Origin of the sequence: Corynebacterium sp. HMSC074E01, assembly GCF_001808885.1 — a bacterium.
In the GTDB taxonomy this organism is placed as follows: Bacteria; Actinomycetota; Actinomycetes; order Mycobacteriales; family Mycobacteriaceae; genus Corynebacterium.
The window spans coordinates 163,075-185,210 of sequence record NZ_KV794854.1; the positions used below are offsets into that span (position 1 = coordinate 163,075).

The 22,136-nt window shown below is 61.0% G+C and carries 17 protein-coding genes and 1 tRNA gene; 8 read left to right on the forward strand and 10 right to left on the reverse strand.

The window, feature by feature from the left end; translation table 11 throughout:
* Positions 1-85 precede the first annotated feature (85 nt).
* Positions 86-157: transfer RNA gene (locus HMPREF2537_RS10205), tRNA-Gln, on the reverse strand.
* 174 nt (positions 158-331) lie between these two features.
* Positions 332-1,831, reverse strand: a complete 1,500-nt coding sequence (gene gltX / locus HMPREF2537_RS10210) for a glutamate--tRNA ligase (RefSeq protein ID WP_083299016.1) — start codon at positions 1,829-1,831, stop codon at positions 332-334.
* Positions 1,832-1,993: 162 nt separating this feature from the next.
* On the opposite strand from gltX, the gene HMPREF2537_RS10215 reads away from it, so the two are divergent.
* The 8 genes from HMPREF2537_RS10215 to HMPREF2537_RS10250 all read left to right on the forward strand — a co-directional run bounded on the left by HMPREF2537_RS10215 (position 1,994) and on the right by HMPREF2537_RS10250 (position 12,040).
* Complete coding sequence (locus tag HMPREF2537_RS10215; protein WP_070528566.1) at positions 1,994-4,378, forward strand: choice-of-anchor M domain-containing protein; 2,385 nt, start codon at positions 1,994-1,996, stop codon at positions 4,376-4,378.
* A gap of 54 nt (positions 4,379-4,432) precedes the next feature.
* The gene (locus HMPREF2537_RS10220; protein ID WP_246818718.1) at positions 4,433-5,509 is read left to right on the forward strand and encodes a choice-of-anchor M domain-containing protein; all 1,077 of its coding nucleotides are present in this window, start codon (positions 4,433-4,435) and stop codon (positions 5,507-5,509) included.
* Positions 5,509-7,008: an anchored repeat ABC transporter, substrate-binding protein gene (locus HMPREF2537_RS10225; protein WP_070528572.1), complete on the forward strand. Its 1,500-nt coding sequence runs from the start codon at positions 5,509-5,511 to the stop codon at positions 7,006-7,008. Before HMPREF2537_RS10220 ends, HMPREF2537_RS10225 begins: the two co-directional genes overlap by 1 nt.
* Positions 7,001-7,900, forward strand: coding sequence for a choice-of-anchor M domain-containing protein (locus HMPREF2537_RS10230; RefSeq protein WP_070528575.1), 900 nt, complete (start codon positions 7,001-7,003; stop codon positions 7,898-7,900). Before HMPREF2537_RS10225 ends, HMPREF2537_RS10230 begins: the two co-directional genes overlap by 8 nt.
* On the forward strand, positions 7,893-8,621 hold the full coding sequence (locus HMPREF2537_RS10235; protein ID WP_070528580.1) for an anchored repeat-type ABC transporter ATP-binding subunit: 729 nt from the start codon (positions 7,893-7,895) through the stop codon (positions 8,619-8,621). Before HMPREF2537_RS10230 ends, HMPREF2537_RS10235 begins: the two co-directional genes overlap by 8 nt.
* Positions 8,618-9,514, forward strand: a complete 897-nt coding sequence (locus tag HMPREF2537_RS10240) for an anchored repeat-type ABC transporter permease subunit (protein WP_070528583.1) — start codon at positions 8,618-8,620, stop codon at positions 9,512-9,514. The genes HMPREF2537_RS10235 and HMPREF2537_RS10240 overlap by 4 nt, the downstream gene beginning before the upstream one ends.
* Positions 9,511-10,854: a choice-of-anchor M domain-containing protein gene (locus tag HMPREF2537_RS10245; protein ID WP_070528586.1), complete on the forward strand. Its 1,344-nt coding sequence runs from the start codon at positions 9,511-9,513 to the stop codon at positions 10,852-10,854. Before HMPREF2537_RS10240 ends, HMPREF2537_RS10245 begins: the two co-directional genes overlap by 4 nt.
* A gap of 82 nt (positions 10,855-10,936) precedes the next feature.
* Positions 10,937-12,040, forward strand: a complete 1,104-nt coding sequence (locus HMPREF2537_RS10250) for an isochorismate synthase (RefSeq protein ID WP_070528591.1) — start codon at positions 10,937-10,939, stop codon at positions 12,038-12,040.
* A gap of 8 nt (positions 12,041-12,048) precedes the next feature.
* Here HMPREF2537_RS10250 and HMPREF2537_RS10255 read toward each other — a convergent pair whose 3' ends face one another.
* The 8 genes from HMPREF2537_RS10255 to ilvC form a co-directional block, all read right to left on the reverse strand.
* Positions 12,049-12,858 carry a fumarylacetoacetate hydrolase family protein gene (locus tag HMPREF2537_RS10255; protein ID WP_210383650.1) on the reverse strand — a complete coding sequence of 270 codons (810 nt, stop codon included), beginning with the start codon at positions 12,856-12,858 and terminating at the stop codon, positions 12,049-12,051.
* Between the two features lie 118 nt (positions 12,859-12,976).
* Entirely contained in the window at positions 12,977-13,594 is a 618-nt protein-coding gene (locus HMPREF2537_RS10260; protein ID WP_070528597.1) for an exonuclease domain-containing protein, read from the reverse strand.
* Positions 13,595-15,463, reverse strand: a complete 1,869-nt coding sequence (locus tag HMPREF2537_RS10265; RefSeq protein ID WP_070528602.1) for a DUF294 nucleotidyltransferase-like domain-containing protein — start codon at positions 15,461-15,463, stop codon at positions 13,595-13,597.
* Positions 15,464-15,480: 17 nt separating this feature from the next.
* The gene (locus HMPREF2537_RS10270) at positions 15,481-16,500 is read right to left on the reverse strand and encodes a 3-isopropylmalate dehydrogenase (protein ID WP_070528605.1); all 1,020 of its coding nucleotides are present in this window, start codon (positions 16,498-16,500) and stop codon (positions 15,481-15,483) included.
* 135 nt (positions 16,501-16,635) lie between these two features.
* Positions 16,636-18,222 (reverse strand): phosphoglycerate dehydrogenase, encoded by a 1,587-nt coding sequence (gene serA, locus HMPREF2537_RS10275; RefSeq protein ID WP_070528608.1) that lies wholly within the window; start codon positions 18,220-18,222, stop codon positions 16,636-16,638.
* Between the two features lie 44 nt (positions 18,223-18,266).
* The gene (locus HMPREF2537_RS10280) at positions 18,267-19,151 is read right to left on the reverse strand and encodes a hypothetical protein (RefSeq protein ID WP_148138147.1); all 885 of its coding nucleotides are present in this window, start codon (positions 19,149-19,151) and stop codon (positions 18,267-18,269) included.
* A gap of 28 nt (positions 19,152-19,179) precedes the next feature.
* Positions 19,180-20,973, reverse strand: a complete 1,794-nt coding sequence (locus HMPREF2537_RS10285; RefSeq protein ID WP_070524423.1) for a GmrSD restriction endonuclease domain-containing protein — start codon at positions 20,971-20,973, stop codon at positions 19,180-19,182.
* 112 nt (positions 20,974-21,085) lie between these two features.
* A complete protein-coding gene (ilvC, locus tag HMPREF2537_RS10290; protein WP_070528610.1) occupies positions 21,086-22,099 on the reverse strand; it encodes a ketol-acid reductoisomerase in 1,014 nt (337 codons plus the stop codon).
* Between the last annotated feature and the right edge of the window lie 37 nt (positions 22,100-22,136).

The following is a 22,136-nucleotide window of genomic DNA, read 5'->3' on the forward strand; positions in this document are numbered from 1 at the left end:
GGCGTCCTAGGCCGCTAGACGAACGGGGCTTAGAACTGTGACAACATTGTTTGACGCGAGTTACTGCGTTAAATCGCTATCACTGCTGGCCTACCAGGACTCGAACCTAGAATGACGGTACCAGAAACCGTAGTGTTGCCAATTACACCATAGGCCATTATTGCTGTTAACTAGCTCAGGGCTTTAACCCCTCGCTGCTCGCTGCAACGGTTTATTACTATATCCAGCGCTACCGATACACACAAATCGCAAGGTCAGGATACATTTCCGGGGCGTTAGGAATGAACCCTAACGCCCCGAAATGACAGCCATGTGAGACTACTTAATGGATCTACTCAGCGCTCCACGGCGTGAGAGCACTCGCAGCCTTGAGGCGGGCCAAAGTGGACTCCTTGCCCAGCAGCTCCATGGACTCAAACAGCGGCGGCGAGACCTGCTGGCCCGAGATCGCAACGCGCAGGGCGCCGTAAGCCTTGCGGGGCTTGAGGCCGAGGTCGTCGATAAGCGCGGCGGAGAGAACCTTCTCAATCTCCTCCGTCTTCCACTCCCCGAGCTCCTCCAGCTTGGCGATGGAAACCTCCAGCGGCTGAACCGCATCCTCCTTGAGGTTCTTCCGGGCCGCCTTCTCATCTAGCTCCAGCTCAGCGTCCGGCGTGGTCAGGAAGGACATGAGGCCATAGGCGTCGGACAGCGTCTTAATGCGTGTCTGCACCAGATCTGCAGCGAAAGCGAACTTCTCCTCGGGATAGTCTGCCGGGAAGTCGGTGTACTCAGTCAGGTAGTCGCGCAGGCGCTGAGCAAAGTCTGCTGGCTCCAGCAAGCGAATGTGGTCGGCATTGATGGCCTCGAGCTTCTTCTGGTCGAAGCGAGCTGGGTTGCCCAACACGTCGTGGACGTCGAAGTTGGCGATGAGCTCGTCGACAGAGAAGATGTCCTGGTCCGCGGACAGGGACCAGCCCAACAGCGACAGGTAGTTGAGCATGCCCTCCGGGATGATGCCGTTGTCGCGGTGATTGAACAGGTTGGACTGTGGGTCACGCTTGGAAAGCTTCTTGTTCCCCTCACCCATCACGAAGGGCAAGTGGCCAAACTCAGGCGTCTTCTTGGCAATGTCGAGCTCTACGAGCGCCTCGTAGAGGGCCAGCTGGCGCGGCGTGGAAGACAGCAGGTCTTCACCACGCAGGACGTGAGTAACTCCCATGAGGGCATCGTCGACCGGGTTAACCAGCGTGTAGAGCGGCGCACCGTTCGAGCGTGCCACGACGTAGTCCGGCTGGGTCTCCGACTTGAAGGTCACCTCGCCGCGTACCAAGTCAGTCCAAGACCAATCCTTGTCCGGCATGCGCAGGCGCCAGACTGGTTTGCGGCCTTCCGCCTCGAAGGCGTCGATCTGCTCCTGAGTCAGGTCGCGGTCGAAGTTGTCGTAACCCAGCTGCGGGTCGCGGCCAGCTGCCTTGTGGCGCTCCTGAACCTCTTCATTGGTGGAGTAAGCCGGATAGACATAGCCGCCATCCTTGAGCTTCTGCAGGACATCTGCGTAGATATCCATGCGCTGCGACTGACGGTAAGGCTCATCCGGGCCACCGACGTTAACTCCTTCATCCCAGCCCAGCCCGAGCCAGTTCAGGGAGTCAATGATGGCCTGGTAGGACTCCTCAGAATCACGGGCAGCATCAGTGTCCTCGATACGGAAGATGAGCGTACCGCCAGTGTGACGGGCATAGGCCCAGTTGAACAGAGCCGTGCGGACCATGCCCACATGGGGCGTGCCGGTAGGCGAAGGGCAGAAACGGACGCGGACGTCGGATGTCGGTTTAGTCATGTCCCCCATCGTAGTTCAGCGCTTAGCTACTGCATTGGCCGCCCCACTTGGGGGTAATTGAACCCTGTTTCCACTAAGCGTGAACTGGGCTTTCTGCGCAAGCTTAACGGGACTGAATTCCATTACCTATAGTGAAACTCTCGCCAAAGAACTGAAGAAAGGTCCCTGACTGTGGCTCAAACTCGCTATGTGGCGCTTCTAACCTGCGCCACGCTTCTCTTCTCCCCCGCTACCGCCGTCGCTGGCCCCGACGACGGCAAACACGTAGCCACTCAGACACATATTGATTCCCCCAAGGCTTTCTGGGAGGGCAATGCTCTCAACCTCAAGAGCCATTCTGCAAGCTCCGACCACGACCTAGCCGATACCGTGACCTGGGTAGGCAAAGGTTGGGACCAGAACGGCACCAACCAATACCAGTTCACAGTGCCTGAGGACCCCGCGCTCTCTTTTGTGGGACAGCCGGGCGACACGTATTACATGGCGCCGGCCAGTGTCCAAGGCAGCTTGGACCCGGTGTGGATGGGCTTCGGCGCGGACACAGAGCTGCCTGTCGACGACTTCCGCGACAACATCGCTTCCCTGGACCTCTTAAGCGTTGACGGTCCCGGCGATGTCGAGATGTTTGGCTACTACCCCGGCCCCGGCGGCCTGCAGCGCTTCTTTGGGACCACCGAGGGCGCTCCGCATTCCGCATGGCTGACCAGCGGCACGCATACCCACAACTACACAGTCTTTTCCAAGCCTGGACGCTATGAGCTCACCTATCAAACAAGCGCGCGGGGCAAGGATGGCTCGTTGATTACCTCCAAGCCCACGACCACCTCGATCCAAGTCGGCGGGCAGCGTCCCGCTGATGAGAAAACGCCTTCCCTCACAGAGCGCTTTGACCAAGCTTCCTCTGGCGATGCCAGCCAGAAGGACTACCGCCTGAGCATCACGCCCAAGAAATCCGGGGACAAGGACGGGGATGAGCGCCTTTCCTCCATCGATTTCTCTGGCGGCAGCGACGGCACGCTTACGCTGCTGATCGACGGCTACTTCCTCACCGATCTAGCCGTGAAAGATGGCAAAGCACACTTCGATGAATTCTTAGGGCCCGAGGCCTCCACAATCCAAGCTGTGTACACCCCGGAGGACGGCAGCCCGCGCTGGGTGAGCGAGGAGCTCGCCTACTCTGAGAACGCTGAGCTTTCCACCACCTCGAAGACGTCCGCGGAGTCTTGGACCGAGACCACGAACCCCCGCCAGCTCTTCTCCGGGGAAGAGGTTTCGCTATCTGACACGGGTCTGTCCGCGCGTGCTGTTCCGGAGGGCGAAGACGCCACCCGCATCATCCTGGAGGCAGCCGATAAGAACCTAGAAGGCTACGTGCAGGGCGGCTTCTTTAGCAAAGGAAGCTCGCTTCCGGACATCGATTTCGACGGCACGATCACCCGCGGCCGCGCGGAATTTGTCGTCGGCGCCGATGCAAACTTCAACGGCACTACCGTGCGACTGGATATTCTTCCGCACCCGAGCATCACGCAAGAGTCCGGCAGCATCACGCTGACCGACGATTTCGCTTTCGGGCAAAAGTACGAGGGCACGGGCAAGCTCGGTACTGGGGCTCAGGCTCCTGCGCCAGCCCCGGATAACGGCCCGAAACCGGACGCAGGGAAACACACCGGTACCTGCGCTGACAAGGTAGTGCTTGACCGCGGCCACGTCGACATTGCGGTCACCCGTGACGGCGATGAGTTCCTCACCCGCTTGAAGGATGAAACGGCCCTCGTGGACAAGAAAACTGTTGAGCGCCCGCTCGATGACGTCGTCCTCGCGGTGCACGACAACGCTCTGCACTCCCGCCCCGCCGAACTTAAAGGAAAGGACTTCGATTACCTAGGCAAGGAAAAGTTCTTCCTCCTCCCGCAGACCCAGAAGCAAAGCATTATCTGGCCGGGCTATAACACCCAGGCCCTCAACTACAAGGACTATAAAGACGGCAAAGTCACGCTCAACATCAAGCCCGTGGAGATGCCAGAGGGTGCGCAGGTAGGCCTTTTCACTGCCGAAGGCTTGGGCAAGGTGTTCACCCCGCTGATCAATACCGCGGAGGGTGACTACTCCATCGAGACCACTTTTGCTTCGCACACCCACACCAATTGGGCGTTTACCAAGCCGGGCATCTACAAGCTCGAGGTCACCTATTCGGCCACCACCACAGAGGGCAAGGACATCTCCTCTGCACCCCAAACGCTCACCGTCGCAGCGGGCGATGCAGCAATCAAAGACTGTGTGAAATCAAAGGAAGGAAAGGAAGGCGAAGACACCCCCAAGCCAGGTAATGAAAAGCCCGGAGATAAGCCAGGCGATAAGAAACCAGGTGAGAAGAAACCAAACGATAACCAGCCTGGTGGCCAGAATGGCAAGACGTCCTCTCTGCCCAAGCTCGAGGGCCTGTGGGGGCTCGTGCTCCCAGTTGTCTTGGCCATCATCTTCCAAGGTTTCCTCAACTTCTACAACGATCACCGCGACCAAATTGCGGCGCGGTTCACTGGCCTGCTTCCCCGCTAGAAAGGACACACTGGATTGCACTCCACACCATCACGCGCTGCTCAGGACCTGAACGTGCGCCAGAACAGTGCACTGCTAAAAGCCAGCGCCGCCGTGTTCACCATTGTCGCGATATTGTGTGTAGCCGTCCTTGGCTCTCCGGCTGCGGCGCGAGCTGATAGCGAGCTCATCGATTCCGGACACGTCGATGCCTTTTATGTCTCCGCGCCAGGCGGTCAACTGACCTTGTCGATGAAGGAGGACGTCACCGGCAGTGGCGTCGTCCGGCCCGGCAACGATGTCATCCTCAAAGTCGCAGAAGAAGCATGGAGCGAGGCGACCGAGCGTATCGACGGCATTGGTATACCTACGTATTACCTTCCTCAAACCCAGGACAGCTCGCTGCTGTGGCCGGGATGGGATACCCAGGCGGCGCAATCCGCTGGTTACAAAGACGTGAACTTCGAATTCGTCGAGGTCACTGGTCCTGGTGACGTCTTCATCTTCGAAACCGCTGGCTTCGGCGATATCCAGCCGGTCACCGATGCCGGCGAGCTCGACCTCGTGTCTGGTGATGTCATCAACCAGGCTTACCCGGCGCATCGCCACGTTAACTGGGCTTTTAGTGAACCGGGTATCTACACCATGACTGTCCAGGCGGAATCCAACGGTGACACGAGTAATCAGGTCACCTATACCTGGGATGTCGGTGATGGTGACGCCGCGCCGCAGGAGGCCGGGGAAGAGGAAGCCGCCACCGATAATGGTGACCACGGTACCGAAGACCACCACGAGGCAGAGCTGGGCGACGCCTCCCCTGAGCAACCAGCATCCTCTGCTTCCGGAACACGCTCGGGAGGTGGAAACGCCGGAGGAGGTACCCGCGGTGCGGCATCCGCAGCCGGCACCAGGAACGCGAAGCAACAGGCAAGCAGCAAGGAGCGGAAAGAGCGCGGAGAAAGGAAAGAGCGCAAGCCTTCTCACCGCTCCACCGCGGCCGCGGACGGAGAGAATGTGGACACCGTCGCTGCGGCCGGCTACTACGACAGCGGGCAAAACCTGCTGCCGTGGGGCATCGGAATCCTGGGCTTAGGCATGCTCGTGCTGGGCTTGGCGCTAGCGCGCCTCGCGCTCATGAAGGGCCGCGACTAATGCCACGGAAGGTTCGTACTCGGACGCAATACATCGCGCTCCTTTCCGCCATCGTTCTCGGCGCGTCCATGCTGAGTGGCTGCACGGGCTCCGCCAGCGGAGACGATGGGAAGGTGAAGGTGGTGGCGACGACGCCGATACTGGGGGACGTCGCCAAGCACGTCGCCGGTGAGGATGCCACAGTAACCACGCTGATTCCTGCGGGAAAGGATCCACATACCTTTGAGCCGAGTCTGCGCTCGGTGCGCGATATCGCCAACGCCGACGTATTGCTGTCCAATGGTTTTCTCCTCGAGCCGCAAAACCTGCTGAAGTCCTTGCGGGAGTCATCGGATGTGTCCGTCACCGAAGTGGCGGACCAAGCGTCCACGCGCGGCGCGAAGCTCGTCCCCTTGGTAGAAAACGTTGCCCTCGATGCGGTGTGGCTGGGATTGCGCGTACGCAACGCAGCCCCAGGTACCACGAGCGTCGACATGCGCCTGCTCGATGTGGAAGGACCCGGCGATGTCGCGGCCTACGTGGTCTCTACGTTCGGTACGCCTGAGCCGCTCTTTAACAGCGCAGATGGGATTGACCAGCACAACGATTCCACGACGCTGCCGGCTAATGCCCACACGCACGTCTCCTGGGCTTTTAACAAGCCAGGTGTGTACCGGCTGAAGTTCGACGCAACAGACAGCTCCCCGCAGGAGTTCACAGTGGCAGTAGGCGTGAGCGCACCTGAGGGGATGCGCGCGCTCGATGCAGGTCACGTGGATATCACCGCGGACATGGCATCCGGGACGCTCGACCTAGAAGACCAAGGCGAGCGTTTTGATCCGAAAAGCACGGTGCTCAGCATCCCGAACTCCGCGCTGCAGGAAATTCCGCCGGACCCCTCCTACCGTTTCTTGGGCCGGCCGGGTGATGAAACATATCTCCTGCCGCAAGCCGTCTTGGGTAAACACATTCACGGTGAGGTGGACCCGCACCTGTGGCATAACGCCGCCAATGTGATCAGCTTTACCGAAGTTATCGCTGAGCAACTTGCGCAAACGGATCCTTCGCACGGCGCGGACTACCGTGCCCGCGCACAGGACTACATCGCACAACTGCGGGACGTCGACGGCGAGGTTAATCAGCTCATCTCCGCCATTCCTGAGCGCAACCGCCACCTCGTCACACCCCACCACGGCTATGCCTACCTGGAACAAGGCTATGGCGTTGACATTGCGGGCTTCGTTACTCCCAACCCGGCCATCGAGCCCTCGCCGCGCGATGTCATCGCGCTGCGCCGCACCTTGGAAAACCTCCAGCTTCCCGCGGTGTTCGTGGAGCCGACCCAACAAGCCAGCGCAGACGTCATTAGGGAAGCCGCCGTTTCCCTCGGGGTGGCGGTCTGTCCCATTTACGGCGACACCCTCGATGACGCCGTACCGACGTATCTCGATCTCATGCGTTTCAATGCACACTCACTCAACCGCTGCCTTGGCAGCACAACAAAGGAATCTCATGTCTAATCGCACTATCCGAACTTTCACCATGCCGCTTGCGGCAGCACTGAGCGCCGTGGCGCTGGCCTTCGCGCCCTCCGCCGCCTGGGCTGGGGATCTGGCTCAGGTTGTCAGCTCTGACGAAGAAGTGGCGGCACCAGGAACTGCTGCCGCTATCGATCACGGTCACGTCGACCTGGGCCTGCTGCTTAATGAAGGGCAAGCAGAATTCCTCGCTCGTGATGATTCAGCTGAAACCCCCGTGTGGCGTCAACCCGACGATGTGGTATTCCAGGTGGGCGACAACGCGCTGTTGACTCTGCCTGAGGACAAGGCTTTCTCCTTCGTCGGTGCCGAGCCCGGTTCGCAAGTATGGGTCGTTCCACAAACGGAACAGGCTGATGTGCCGTGGCTAGGTTGGAATACCCAGGCTCCTTCCCTCGAGGAGAACGTTGAGAGAGGAGTCACTATGGAGTTCCTGGGACACCAAGGCCCGGGTGAGTTCTCCCTCTTCTTGCAGAACGGCGGCTTCGAGGAACCGCAGTTGCTATGGTCCACCGCCACCGGGGACTCAGAAGGCTTCTGGGTCGACTTGGGCACGCATACCCATGCCAATTGGGTGTTCACCGAGCCCGGCATCCACCAGGTGCGCGTGCGCATGAGCGGCGAAGGTGCGGGTGAAAGTGCTGGCAGCGAGGTGGCCGCCGAGGCTACGTTGACCTTTGCTGTAGGCGATGACACGGATGTCGCACAAGCTCAGGCAACAGAATGGGATTCAAACGCTGAATCCTCTGCCGATTCAAGCTCTGCATCGGCAACCGTGCCGGTATGGATCTGGGCGCTGGCCGGCGTGGGCATCCTCGTCCTTATCGGTGCCATTATCGCCGTCGTGCGTGCAAAGGGCGGCCAACGTGACTAGTCCCCTCATTTCAGTCAAGGACCTGTCCGTTTCGCTCTCCGGCCGCAGGGTCATCGACGCCGCCAGCCTGTCCGTACACCCTGGCGAATTCATCGGGCTCCTCGGCCCCAACGGCGCGGGTAAAACCACGCTGATGCGCGCCATCTTGGGGCTCGTCCCCTTCACCGGGACCATCGACGTGGGCACCTCGCTGGGTTATGTCCCTCAGCGTCACGACGTGGAATGGGACTTCCCCATCAGCGTGTCCAAAGCTGTGCTCAGCGGACGCACCGGACTGGTGGGCTGGTTCCGCCGTCCGGGACGTGCCGATAAACAAGCCGCCCGCCGCGCCATCGAGTTAACCAACTTGGAGGAATTTGCGCGGCGCCCCATCGCGCAGCTGTCCGGTGGCCAACGTCAGCGTGTACTCATCGCCCGGGCCTTAGCCTGCGAGCCTGAAGTGCTGCTTCTCGACGAACCATTTACCGGCCTCGACGCCCCCAACACCGAAGAGCTTCTACTTCTCTTTGACAAACTCACCGCCGATGGCACCAGTGTTGTCATGTCCACGCACAACCTCTCGGAGGCCGCGCATTCCTGCTCGCGGCTCGTGCTGTTTAACCGTGGAATCATCGCGGATGGTCCAGCGGAAGCGTTGCGCATGACCGCGCAGCCCTGGAGCGACACGTTCGGGGTCTCAGCTTCTTCTCCACTGCTTTCTGCGATTGGGGTGGCCGCATGATCGACATCTCGCTTTTCGAGTTCTTCCAGGATGTCACCAACCCACACTTGGACTTCCTGGCGCGTGCGGTGGGAATTTCTATCCTCGCCGCCATCGTGTGCGGTGTGGTGGGATGCTATGTCGTGCTGCGGGGCATGTCTTTCATCGGTGATGCTGTTTCCCACGCGGTCTTCCCAGGGCTGGCCATTGCCTTCGTGCTCCAGGGCTCAGTGTTGCTGGGCGGCGCCGTGGCGGGCTGCACCGTGGCGGTGCTCATCGCATGCTTCTCCCAGCGGCGCACGGTGCGCGAGGATTCCGTCATCGGAATCTTCTTCGCCGCCGCGTTTGCCCTCGGCATGGTGATCATCTCCCGAGTAGACGGCTACACAGCCTCGCTCACTAGCTTTCTCTTCGGCTCGCTCACGGGTGTCTCCCGCGCGGACCTTTACACCGCGTTCACCGTCACGGTGCTCATCGTGGCCACGGTTCTTCTCCTTGGACCCCAGCTCACCGCTACCTGCTTGGACAAGGAAACCGCCCGCGCGATGGGTCTTCCCGTCTTTGCTCTGGACATCGTGCTCTACCTCTGTGTTACGGGCGCAGTGGTTATCTCCGTGGGCACCATCGGCAACGTCCTCGTCCTCGCTCTGCTTATCACCCCGGCCGCGACTGCCCGCCTGCTCTGTGACTCGCTGGGCTCGATGATGCTCGCAGCTGCGGCGATCGGCTCCTTGGGTAGCTTCTTCGGAATCTACCTGGCATGGGCCATCGACCTTCCCGCCGGTGCCACCATCGTTCTACTCCTCACCGCGTGCTTCCTCGTGGCGTGGGTGCTCTCCCCTCTTATGCACTCCCGCCGCGCTTCCGCATCCACCTCGACATCACACACCTCGAAGGAGACCTTGTCCGCATGAATATTCTCCCAATGACACGTATGAACTACCGTCCCCTCGCTTTGACCGCATCCGCTGCTTTAGCGCTCAGCTCCCCGACGCTCATTCACGCTGCGCCGCCCGCCATCGCAGCCGAGCAGGCGAGCGGCACTTCCTGTGATGATGACTCCCTCCACGCCTTCAGCCGCGGACACCAAGACCTCGCTTTGGTCGGTGACTCGGGGGACCTAACCTTTTTAGCCCGCGATGATGAATCCGGTAAGGACTATGCCTCTGGGGAGTTCTACGTAGAAGTAGGCAGCAACGCTGCTTTCAATGAATCAACGGGGAGCGATATTCCATCGAGCGGTTGGCAAATCCCCCAAACCCAAGATCCGAATATCCCTTGGTTGGGGTTCAACACCAGCTACCTCGATGAGGCCACTGCGGCCGATGCCACTTTATCCTTGACGCTACACAGCGGCCCAGAAGGCGGGCGCATGGTGGGCTTTCAGAACACCGTGGGTGCTAACCCCACCGTGCTCTTTGACTCCGAGAACCCCGATATCACGTGGGATTATCCTGATCATTTCCACAGTCACACCGGGATCATCTTTAGCGAGCCGGGTGCCTATGCTGCCACTTTTACCTTCACCCTCAACGATGGCTCCGAGCACTCTATTGATGTGCCTTTCTTGGTTGGTGGCGCAGATATCTCTGAACTTTGCCAGCTGGAGTGGGGCTCGGGCGAAGGTGGCAGCGGTGGCTCGGGAAGCCCGAAGAACCGCCCCCAGCAGCTGGCCAAGGACATTAATGACACCTCCAAGGCCATCGCGCAGCTAGATAAGACGATGGACAAGACCTTCAAAGAGGCCGATACCTTCTTCAACGGTGGGAAGCCCTCCGATGCGAAGAAGGCGAAGGAGGAAAAGAACTCAGAGCGCTCCACGCGGGCCAGCGCGCGGAAGGAAACAAAACCAGAGAAAGAAACAGGGCCGAAAGAGCCAAGCGCAGCCAACACTGCGACCGGGCAAGGCCGGAATCCGACCCCCAACGCTACAGCCCACACTGCACAAGGACAGAGAGATTCAGCACAGCGTGGGACGTCGCGCAGCACGTCTGCCGCCGACGCCAAGGACTCGACGCGCAGCACCGCGTCCAATCACGAACGGAATGCCAGGAAAGAAGCAGCGGCACAGCGTCCGGCTTCTGATGTGCAAGAACAGTATGCTGACGGCGGAAACATCCAGGCTATGAGCTATGGAGCCCCGATGGTGGGCTTCTGGGCGGGCTTTTTGGCCGGCATGGGATCCCTGGCCCTACTGCTAGGAATTGGACTTTTCATCGCCGTGCAATTCTTCCGCCCGCGCAAGCGCGACTAGCACTACAGCCATGCGCACAGCCTGTACGGAGGGGGGGATCTGGTTTCGGCACTAGCACAGCAAACAACTAGAGTTATTCCCTATGTGTGAAAACAGACCCTCTACCGCCCCTGACTTCCTCCTGTCCCGCGCGACGGGGTCTGTGCGTACCCAAGGCTCAGTGGCCACCTTCAGCGATGTTGACGCTGCCGTATCTGCACTGCGTGCCGGCACGGCGCCCATGGTTGTCGGCGCGCTGCCCTTCCACAAGGGTGACCCCGCGGCGCTGACCGTGCCGCGCAGCATCATCCGCGAGGACGGGCCGCTCGAACCGCACGCCTATTACCGCAGCGGCACGCTCAACGCGCGCGTGACTGGGTTTGACCCGGAGCCGGAGGAGCACCTGCGCCGCATCGAGGCGGCCATTGCCACGATCGAGGCCTCCAAGCTGGATAAGGTGGTGCTTGCACGCGCCGTCGACATCGAGTTCAATGCCCCGGTGGATCCGCTATTCGTTGCCGCGCGGCTGATTGATTTATCTTCCCACCGCGATGGCTTCATCGCCGACCTCACTCCGGCTGGACGCCCTGGCGCAATGTTCGTCGGCTCCTCCCCAGAGGTGCTGGTTAAGAAACAAGGTTCGACGGTCACGGCCTTCCCTCTGGCTGGCTCCGCGCCCCGCCAGGCAGATAAGGCACGCGATATCAAAGCGGGCCAAGACCTCCACAACTCCGCAAAGGACCTGCGCGAGCACGCCTTCGTGGTGGATCACATCCGCCGCATTCTGCAGCCGCTGTGCGAGACCCTCGATGCTCCCACGTCCCCGCAGCTGACCTCCACCAATGAGATGTGGCATCTGGGAACGCCGATCGCGGGAACCCTTAAGGATTCGAATATTACTGCGCTCGAGCTGGCCGAGCTGGTCTACCCCACCCCGGCTATTTGCGGCACCCCCACTGAGGCCGCACAAGCGCTGATCGAAACGGCTGAAACCGACCGCGGTTTCTACGCCGGCGCAGTTGGCTGGTGCGATGATTCCGGCGACGGCGAATACATGGTGGCCATCCGCTGCGCCGAGGTGGCCGGCGATGGCCTCTCCGCCCGCGCGTGGGCAGGCGGCGGAATCGTCGTGGATTCCGACCCGACAGCCGAGCTTCAGGAAACCACGGCTAAGCTGCGCACCATTTTGCGCGCGCTCAATCTTTAGAACAGCGTCTAAGCGCGCTCGATCGGGTTGGTCAGGCTACCCACGCCGGGGATCTCGATTTCGATGGTATCGCCCGGCACCATCGGCGCCGTACCAGCCGGGGAACCCGTCGTGATGACATCACCCGGCAGCAGCGTGTAGGACTGCGAGATCTCAGCGATGATGTGACCCATCTTCACAATCATCTGATCCGTATTGGAATCCTGCTTCTGCTCACGTTTGCCCTCGTGAGTGAGGTAGGCGTTAATCTTCTGGTCATCGAGATTGATGCAGTCCAAGTCCGTCTCAATCCACGGGCCCAGCGGGCAGAAGGTGTCGATGCCCTTCGCACGTGCCCACTGGCCATCCTGGAACTGCAGGTCGCGCGAAGAAACATCGTTACAGATCGTGTAGCCAACTACGTGATCGCGCCACTTCTCCGGATCAATATTCTTCGATACCTTAGAAATCACCACGGCGAGCTCGCCCTCGAACTCGACGTTGGTGGCGAACTCCGGGATCTTGATGGGTGCACCGGGGCCAATGACCGCGGTGGAGGGCTTGATAAAGATCGTCGGCGGCAGGTGCTCCGCGGATTCCTTGAAGACTTCCGCCACGTGGTCGGCGTAGTTGCGGCCCAGAGCCACGACCTTGGTGGGCAGAGTCGGCGCCAGCAAGCGCACCTCACTCAGCGGCCACTCGCGGCCAGTCGGCTCCGGTGGGGTAAACGGTGTGCCGGAAATTTCCTTGGCCACCAGCTGGTCAAGCGGGGCGTCGGCGGGGCCATCGATGATGGCGAAACAGATACCTTCGGTGTGAGCAATTCGTCCTAAACGCATAACGGCCATACTACTCGCAAGGATTTTTAACTCGCGATCAGGGGTCTTAGGTAAAGGTTGCAAAGATTGCAATGCTTCTACGGGCATCAAGCTCCGCGATGAGCGCCTTCGCACAGGCCTAGCGCTGGGCGACGTCCCCCAAGGTCACCGCCCGCGTGTGTCCCCGTTGTGCAAGGTATAACTCGGCACAGGCCAAGGCATCACTGAGCGCATTGTGGCTTCCATAACGTGGAAGGCCATAACGCGTCCGCACGCGGGGCAGACGTAGATCCTCGCCGCGCGGGTAGGTTCCCATGCGCTCCATGTGGCGCCGCTCAAGCGCAAAGGTATCAACCACGCTCAGGCGCGGGCGCTCCCCAAAGACCTCACGGGAGGCAGCTTCAATGAACCCCACCTCCAACGCCGCGAAATGCGCAAGTAGCGCGCGTCCCTGCGAAGCTTGGCGCAATTGCGTCACCGCGATACTTAGCTCCTCGCCGGCGTCAATGACCTCCTGAGTCAGCAGGTGGACATGTGCGTCCTCGGCCACCTGCGCGCCGCGCACCACGGTATAACCGGCACCAGATAAGTCGATGGCTCCCCCGTTGACCGGCACCCAGCCAATGGAGACAATCTTTCCCCTGCGAGGGTCAAGGTTCGTGGTCTCCATATCTACGGCGAGCAATCCCAGCTCATCGAGCGGGGTGCTTCGTGCAGGCGCGCCCCAATCCGCGCGGCGGCTCCACCGGCTCCACATCTAGATACTCCTCACCGGGTACTTGGTGGCAAGCGCGTTCTGCATGGATTTGATCGCACGGAAAGCATCGCGCAGGTGCTCGCGGTCCATGCGGCCCAAGCTCTTGGGGTCAATGTGGTAGTCCGGCTTGTGCCCTTCTCGCAACTGTCGGGCTTGGTGCTCGAAGGAAAGGGATCGGAGGTAGTCGAAGGCGTCGAGAAGCTCCTGTGCACCGCGGCGGCTCACCGCGTTCCCGGCGGCTTCGCTTAGGCGCTGGCGGGTGTCCACAACCGTGGAGCCGGATGCTAGGGCAAAGAGCCGGGCCATCTGGACAATACCCGCGGTACCTCCCTTTTTGATGTCGAGGGTATGTGCATAGTCGCCATCGCGCTCCACCACGAGTCCGCGAAAAAGCGTCAGCGGCGGCTCGCGGCGCGCGGCCAGGCTAGCCAGGTGGGCGTGCAGGCGCGTCGCACCCTTGCCCATCTCCACGGCGGCAGTGTGGACCTCGCGGGCCAGCTCCTCGCTTCCGTAGAGCACGCGGAAGTCGAAGAAAATCTGGGCGTTGAGCAGCGCCTCCGGTTGGGGGTCCCGGATCCATTTGCGGAAGGTGTCGATCCATTGGGAGCGCGTCATCCGCCACTCGGCGTTCATGGCCATCATGTCACCTGGGCACAGAGCCTGACCGGCGGCGGCAAGGCCCTGGCACACGAAGGTACTAAGCCGAGCGAAATACTCGCCGTGCGCGTTGGCATCATAATCATCCGCGAGGACAAGCGCATTGTCCTGATCTGAGGCCAGTGCCATCTCGCGCCGCCCCTGCGAACCCACGGCCACGAAGGCATACTCCACTGGCGGAGGACCCAGTTCTTCCTCGGCAAGGGTACATAGGCGGCGCGCTACCGCATCGGCGGCCAACGTGACCAGGCTGGACGCTTCCGCCGGCGTAGACCCGCGTTCCACGAAACGTCCGGCAAGAAGCGTGGCTTCGTGGAAGGCTTCATTAAGCTCAGCGGCATTGGCGCGCCGCGAGAGATCTGCTGCGAGATAGACTGGATCATTGTGCAGCAGCCGGGTGACGTCCGATTGCGTGACTATTCCCTGCAGTGTGCCTTCTTTCACCACCGGCAGGTGGTGGATTCCGCGCTCCGCCATGTGCAGCAGAGCCTCCATAGCGGGGGCATCTGCCGATACCGTGAGGGGCTGAGGCGTCATGATCTCCCCCACCGATTCAGCAGGGTCACGCTCCGCGGCGAGCACGCGGGTGCGCAGATCACGGTCGGTCACAATGCCGGCAAGACGCTTGGCTGAATCTGAACCCGGTGCAACAACGAGCAGTGAGGACACGCCGCGGTCCGTCATCAGCATCGCGGCTTCACGGATGGTGGTGGCAGCCGGCGCAGTCAGTATGTCGGTGCGAATGAGCTCTCGCAGCGGCGTGCGTAAAACGTCGGTCGAAGTGGATTCAGAAAGCTCGCGTGCTGCCGCACGGATCTGGCGCGATTGCGCTGAAAAGAATCGCCCAATGTCGGGGTTGCGGCGGGACAGCTCGGTGAAGTCCTCCTGCGCTAGGGTGAAGACGAGGCTGTCCTCCACCGCGACCATCTCATAAGCGGAGTGCGGCTCCCCCTGCAGCGTGGAATAACCGAAGGTGAGCCCGGATTCGCGGCGGTCTAGCAGCATGCCGTCCTCCCCCAACACATCAATCGCCCCGGTGCGGATGATGTGGAGGTTGGCATTTTCTTGTCCCAGCTTGATGGGGATATCCCCTCGGCGCAGGTAGATCATGCTCAACTGTGAGGACAGCGCGTTAAGCTCTTCCTCCGGCAGGTGGGAGAAAGGCTCATTCTTGGCCAGGAAGCTGGTGACCTCGTCTATTTCGACGCTCATGCGCCAACCATACAGGGCTAGGCGCTGAGCGCGGAGGCGATTCGATCACCAATTTCGGTGGTGCGCGCTTGTGCGTCGCCGCGAGAGGAGACGTCGGCAGCCACGGCCTCTTCGATGCGCACGGCGTTGTCCTCATCCCCGAGGTGGCGCAACAGCATGGCCGCCGACAGGATCGCCGCGGTGGGATCCGCAATGCCCTTGCCCGCGATATCCGGGGCGGAGCCGTGGACCGGCTCGAACATGGAGGGATTAGCGCCGGAGGCATCGATGTTGCCGGAGGCAGCCAGACCAATACCGCCGGTAACTGCACCCGCCAAGTCGGTCAGGATGTCGCCGAAGAGGTTGTCGGTCACGATGACGTCATAGCGCGCTGGGTCGGTGACCATGTAGATCGTTGCGGCATCGATGTGGTTGTAATCTACGGTGACCTCGGGGAATTCCTTCGCCACCTCGTCCACCGTGCGCTGCCAGAGGCCACCGGCGTTAACAAGGACATTGGTCTTGTGCACCAAAGTCACGTGCTTGCGGCGGCCCATCGCACGCTGAAAGGCATCGCGCACCACGCGTTCAACTCCAAAGCGCGTGTTCTGAGAGACCTCCGAGGCCACCTCGTGTTCAGTACCTTCGCGCAGCGTGCCACCGTTTCCGCAGTACAGACCTTCGGTGCCCTCACGGACGACGACGAAGTCGATATCGCCCGGGTTTGCCAGCGGAGAGGTGGACGTCGGGTACAGCTTGGAGGGGCGCAGGTTGACGTGATGTTCCAGGGCGAAACGCATCTTCAGCAGCAACCCGCGCTCAAGCACACCGGGCGGGACCTCACCGGGCGCACCAATGGCGCCGAGCAGGATGGCGTCGTGTTCGCGCAGGGATGCCAGGTCGGCGTCAGTAAGCAGCTCCCCGTTGCGCAGGTAGCGTCGTGCGCCGAGGTCATAGTCCGTCACCTCGACGTCGTGGCGCACCGCGCGCAGGACCTTGAGCGCCTCCGCGGTTACCTCGGGACCAATTCCATCGCCGCCAATCACTGCCAGTTTCATTTTGCGGGATTCCTTTCTCACATATTGGATATATGTGAGAGTACCACCCCCTCTGCCTTGAGGGCGGCGAAACCCCCGCAAAGAACCGTTCTCGGTCCTTCACGGGGGCTGGGATGAAAGGTTCAGCTGTCCAGACTAGGCATCCAAATCAAGCTGGCGGCAGGTAGCACCCAGCGCCGCGTTGATTTCCTCGACAAGCTCCTCCGGCACCTCGCGCTCAACTCGCAAGATAAGGACTGCATCGGAGACATCCTTGCCCTGGGTCAATGCAGCCGCCACGATGTTGATGCCGGCAGCGCCAAGCTTCGTACCGACAGTGCCCAAGGCACCCGGGGCATCCTTGTAGGAGAAGAAGAGGTTGCGGCCCGTAGCGCGCATGTCGACGCCACGGCCATTGATGCGGATGATCTTCTCGACGCCGTCGATGCCAGTCAGGGCACCAGTGAGCTGCGATACCAAGCCGTCGGGGCCGATAACCTTGACCCTCACGGAGGAGCGGTGTCCCTTCGATTCCACGTTGGTCTTGACGTCCACGCTCACGCCGCGGCTTTCAGCAATCTGCATCGCGTTCACAAAAGTAACGGTCTCCGAGACCACGCCAGAAAACAGCCCGCGAACAGCGGACAATCCAAGAGCCGAAACATCCTCGTTGGCCAGCTCGCCGCAAGCCTCCACCTCGACGGCAACCGGCGCAGCGTCCAACAGGTTGCCTGCAACGAGGCCCAGCTTGCGTGTCAGATCCAACCAGCCGGCAACCTCTTCGCCGACTCGGCCGCCTTCGACGTTGACGGCATCGGCAACGAATTCGCCGGCCAGTGCCTTGAGCACGGAGGCAGCCACATCGGTACCCGCACGATCCTGAGCCTCGACCGTAGACGCGCCAAGGTGCGGGGAGACGGTAACTTGCGGAAGCTCGAAGAGCGGGGAATCTGTGCACGGCTCGGAGGCATAGACATCGAAGCCAGCGCCGCGGTGGTGACCGGATTTGATCGAAGCAGCCAAGGCTGCCTCATCGACCAAGCCGCCGCGGGCGGCGTTAATGATGATCTGCCCCTTCTTGGCCTTCGCTAGGAGCTCGGCGTCAAACATGCCGGCGGTCTCCGGGGTCTTGGGCAGGTGAATGGTCACGAAGTCAGCGCGAGACATGAGTTCCTCAAGGGGCACCAATTCCACGCCCAGTGCTGCCGCACGGGCCGGGTTGGCATAAGGGTCGTGTGCGATGACGGTGGTCTCAAATGCCAGCAGGCGCTGGGCAAAGAGCTGGCCGATGTGACCGAAACCCACGATGCCGATGGTCTTGCCGTATACCTCAACACCCTTGAAGGAGGAGCGCTTCCACTCACCTTGGCGCAGGGACTGATCCGCCGCCGGAACCTGGCGTGCGGTGGCGAGAAGCAGCGCGATCGCCTGCTCGCAGGCGGAGTGGATGTTGGAGGTCGGTGCGTTGACAACCATGACGCCGCGCTCGGTAGCAGCGGGGATATCAACGTTGTCCAAGCCGACGCCGGCACGCCCCACAATCTTCAGGTTCTTCGCTGCGGTCAACACCTCCGCGTCCACGGTCGTAGCGGAGCGGACGAGGAGGGCGTCCGCCTCCGGCACCGCGGCAAGCAGCTCCGCGCGGTTGGGGCCGTCAACCCAGCGGACCTCAACTGTGTCCCCGAGAGCATCGACGGTGGATTCTGCAAGCTTATCGGCGATAAGTACGACCGGCTTCGACATAACTTCCTTCACTAGTCTGAAATGTGGATGCCGAGAAGTGTAGTTTATTCTTTCCAACCCTGAGCGATTTTATGCGTGAATTCTGTCACTGAACCGAATTCCGGCCCGAGGGCCACGATCGGGCCATCCGCCAACCCCGCAGTAATCGCCGCGCCGGCTTTCGTTGCCGTCGGATCCGGTTGCGCCATCACGAACACCGTACCGCCATACGCGGTGGCGTTCACCACGTTTGCTAAAGGGCTGTCCTTCGTCGCAACGATCACCGGTGCCATCTGCGCATCACGGCGCGCCTGGGCAGGAATCGCTGGCATCTTTTCCTTCGTAAGGTGCTGCGGCAGGGGTTCCCACGCGGCCTTCAACTCCGTCTTGGTCGAAGAATCTAGGCGCGTGATGCTGTCCACCATGCGTTCGCGATTCACCACCACCTTGGATTCAAAGCGGAATGCGGTGTACTCCCCCAGCGCCTTGGTGTTTCCCGGATCATGCACCACTTCACGTTCGCCATTGTGGCTAGCCCATGGGACATTCCCGATGACGAGGATCTGGTCAACGTCAAGGTCGGTAAGCAGCTGCGAGATTTGCGGGCGAATCGATGAATCGTAGGTCACCATTGGCACGCGCTGCGATACGCTCAGCGTCGCGGCCCGCAGGGCAGCGGCATCTGAGTCTTCGGCCAAGATCAGCGTATTGCTTTCCTTGAAGAACAAGCGTGCGGAGTCAATTCCCCAGCGGTCCTCAACCACCGTAACCTCGTTGGCGAATTGCGGGTCAATAAGCCGCAGACGGTTTTCTTCGCTCGCGCGGGCTAGGTCAATCTCCGCCTCAGGGCGGGCGGTAATGTCCTGCGTCAGGATTGGCTCACCGCGCCCAAGCGAAGAGCAGCCCACCGCCGCAAGCGCGCTCATGCCCAGCAGCAGCGCTACAGGCACGGCCCGCAGCGCGCCCGACGACGACACCTTAACGTGCAAAGGCCTGCGGGCCCTCTTCGCCGCCGGAAAGGTTCGCCTCATCCACGTCGCGCACAACCTTCTTGTTGAGCGCGTATTCAACGATGCCCACGAAACGCTCGCGGCGATCGGCGAAGAACTGATGCGCAGTCTTCGCGGTCAGCAGCTCCGGCTCCAGGTCATGGGAGGCCAGCACGCTGTCGAACTCGGCGTCTTCCATAATCGACTTCGACTGCACGCGCGGCAGGTAGCGCTCCGGCGAGTGCCCGTCGAGGACAACCTCGGTGCGCTTGCCCATCGGCGTGCGGTTGAGCACGGAGTTGGCCAGCACACCGCTGACGCCGTGGCGCTCACACCAACGAAGCGGGAAGACCGGGAAGAAGCCTGGTTGCAGCTCCTCAAAGCTGTGCCGGTTGAACGGGCGGCCGGTCCGCCAGTCCTTCGCGCCGCGTGCCATAAGCAAAGCATAGAGGCCGTGCCACACCCCGTCGTGCTCCCCCACAGACAACAAGCGGGACTCGCGGAAGGAGGCATCGCGCACAGTCTTCGGGACATCCTCGGTCTCACCCGCGACCCACGCGGTGACCTCATCGACATCACGCGCAGCGCGCAGCCTCACTGCAGAAGAGCCATAAAGCTCACCAAAGACACCGCTCCAGAACCACTGGTTGAGGCGGTCCCATGCGTCCTGGCTGGACAGCACGCCCTTCTTTTCTGCCAGGCGCGCAAGGATGACAGCCAGCGGAATGATCTGCTCGGAATAAGGTACCTGCTCAAGGGAGAGAATGCAGCGCTCGGCCAAGAACTCAGCAACCTCACGGAAAGTAATCACCAGGGTTTGCGAGGCCTTGCGGTACTCATTCAGTGACAGCTGCAAGATATCTTCGCGCTGCCCGCCAGCGTTCCCCTTCTCCCCGGACACCAGCAGCGATACTGCCGAAAGGAACTCGTTGCGGCCGATGCCGTCGAGCGCGGGGAAGGCACGCAGCTGCTTCTCGACGCCTGCCCAGTCCTCCGCAAGGTGAAAGTCCGGATCTTCAGAAGCAAAGACAGCCGTCAGGAGATCGAAGACGTCCATCTGCAAACCGGCCGAGTTAGCCTGAGCGAAAATGGAGCCAATTCCCGAGCTCGCCGTCTCGCGGGAGAGGCGAATCATCGGCACCGTGTAGCCGGACAGGGGCCGTAGAATCCGGTTATTGAAGGCAGCGACGACGTCACGGGTGGCGCCATCGTTAGCAGCCGCAAGCTCGAAGAGCATGCTGGTGCCTTCCTCACTCAGCAACGCCGAGACCGGGATGCAGCATGCCTGTACTGCGGCCTCGCGACTATCCAAGGTGCCCTCGATGTCCGGCGCGAAGTGGGAGCGCAGTTCGCCGTGCTGGTTGATGGCGAAGACAGCTTCATCCGGCATGATGTCCTCGGAGGTAGCTTTGCGCAGGTCCACGAAGTACTTGCGGGAGACTTTCTTGGAGCGGAAATCGGTGGTATCCACAAAGCCCTCACCGCGGAAGCAGTGATACAGGGTGGTTAGCCTCTGCTGCCCATCGAGCAGGAGCAGGCCGGGGTTCACCCCAGTGTTAGGCGCGCCCGCGAGAGGCCGTGGCCGAAAGCGCATGGCTTCATTGCGGGTATCCAAGGCCATGAATGCACCGAGCGGGTATCCGCGCAGGACGGTGACGATCAGCGATCGAATTCGGTCTTCATCCCAGGCATAGGAGCGCTGGAAATCGGGCAGCTGAATATCACCACGATCGATGCGAGCGAAAAGGTCATTAAGGTCATAGCTTGGCGTAGAGAAACCCATGGCCCCGAGCCTACAACTAAATGTGGGAATATGCCCGTTTATGTGCGAACATCACATCAAAAGGAAATCCCGCTGACCAGTGGCCAACGGGATTCTGTAGTCGAAGCGTAGTTTAGGCAGTTGCATCCAGCGGGTTCTTGACCCAGCTCATGAGGTCACGCAGCTGGGAGCCGGTCTGCTCAATCGGGTGGGAGTTCACCTTGGCGCGCAGCTCCTCCAGCTCCTTATTGCCGCCTTCAACGTTGGCGACAAGGCGCTTGACGAAGGTGCCGTCCTGAATATCAGTGAGGACATCCTTCATGCGTTCCTTCACGGAAGCGTCAATGACGCGCGGGCCAGAGAGGTAGCCACCGAACTCAGCGGTGTCGGAACAGGAGTAGTTCATGTTCTTGATGCCGCCCTCAACGATGAGGTCAACGATGAGCTTCAGCTCGTGGCAGACCTCAAAATAAGCCATCTCAGGCTCATAGCCAGCTTCAGTCAGGACCTCGAAGCCGTTCATGATCAGGTACTCCACGCCACCGCACAGAACCGCCTGCTCACCAAAGAGATCGGTCTCGGTTTCATCCTTGAAGGTGGTTGGGATAACGCCGGCGCGGGCACCACCGATGGCCGCAGCGTAGGACAGGGTCAGCTCGCGCCCCTCGCCCTTCGGATCCTGCTCGGTGGCGATCAGGCAGGGAACGCCCTTGCCGTCGACGAACTGGCGGCGAACCAGGTGGCCCGGGCCCTTCGGAGCAACCATGCCGATGGTGATATTCTCCGCCGGCTTGATCAGGCCGAAATGGATGTTGAGGCCGTGGCCGAAGAACAGCGCGTTGCCGTCCTCCAGGTTCGGTTCGATATCCTCTGTAAAGATCGCCGCCTGGGAGGTATCCGGTGCCAGCAGCATGATGACATCAGCCCACTTGGCGGCCTCAGCGTTGCTGAAAACCTTGAAACCAGCCTCCTCGGCCTTCTCGCGGGACTTCGAACCCTCGCGCAGACCGATAGCAACCTCAACGCCGGAGTCACGCAGGTTCATAGCGTGGGCGTGGCCCTGGGAGCCATAGCCGATGATGGCGACCTTGCGGCCCTGGATGATGGTCAGGTCTGCATCAGATTCGTACAGAGTCTCAATAGCCATGTTTGATGTTCCTTTTCTCTTTGGGTTCGTTAGTACT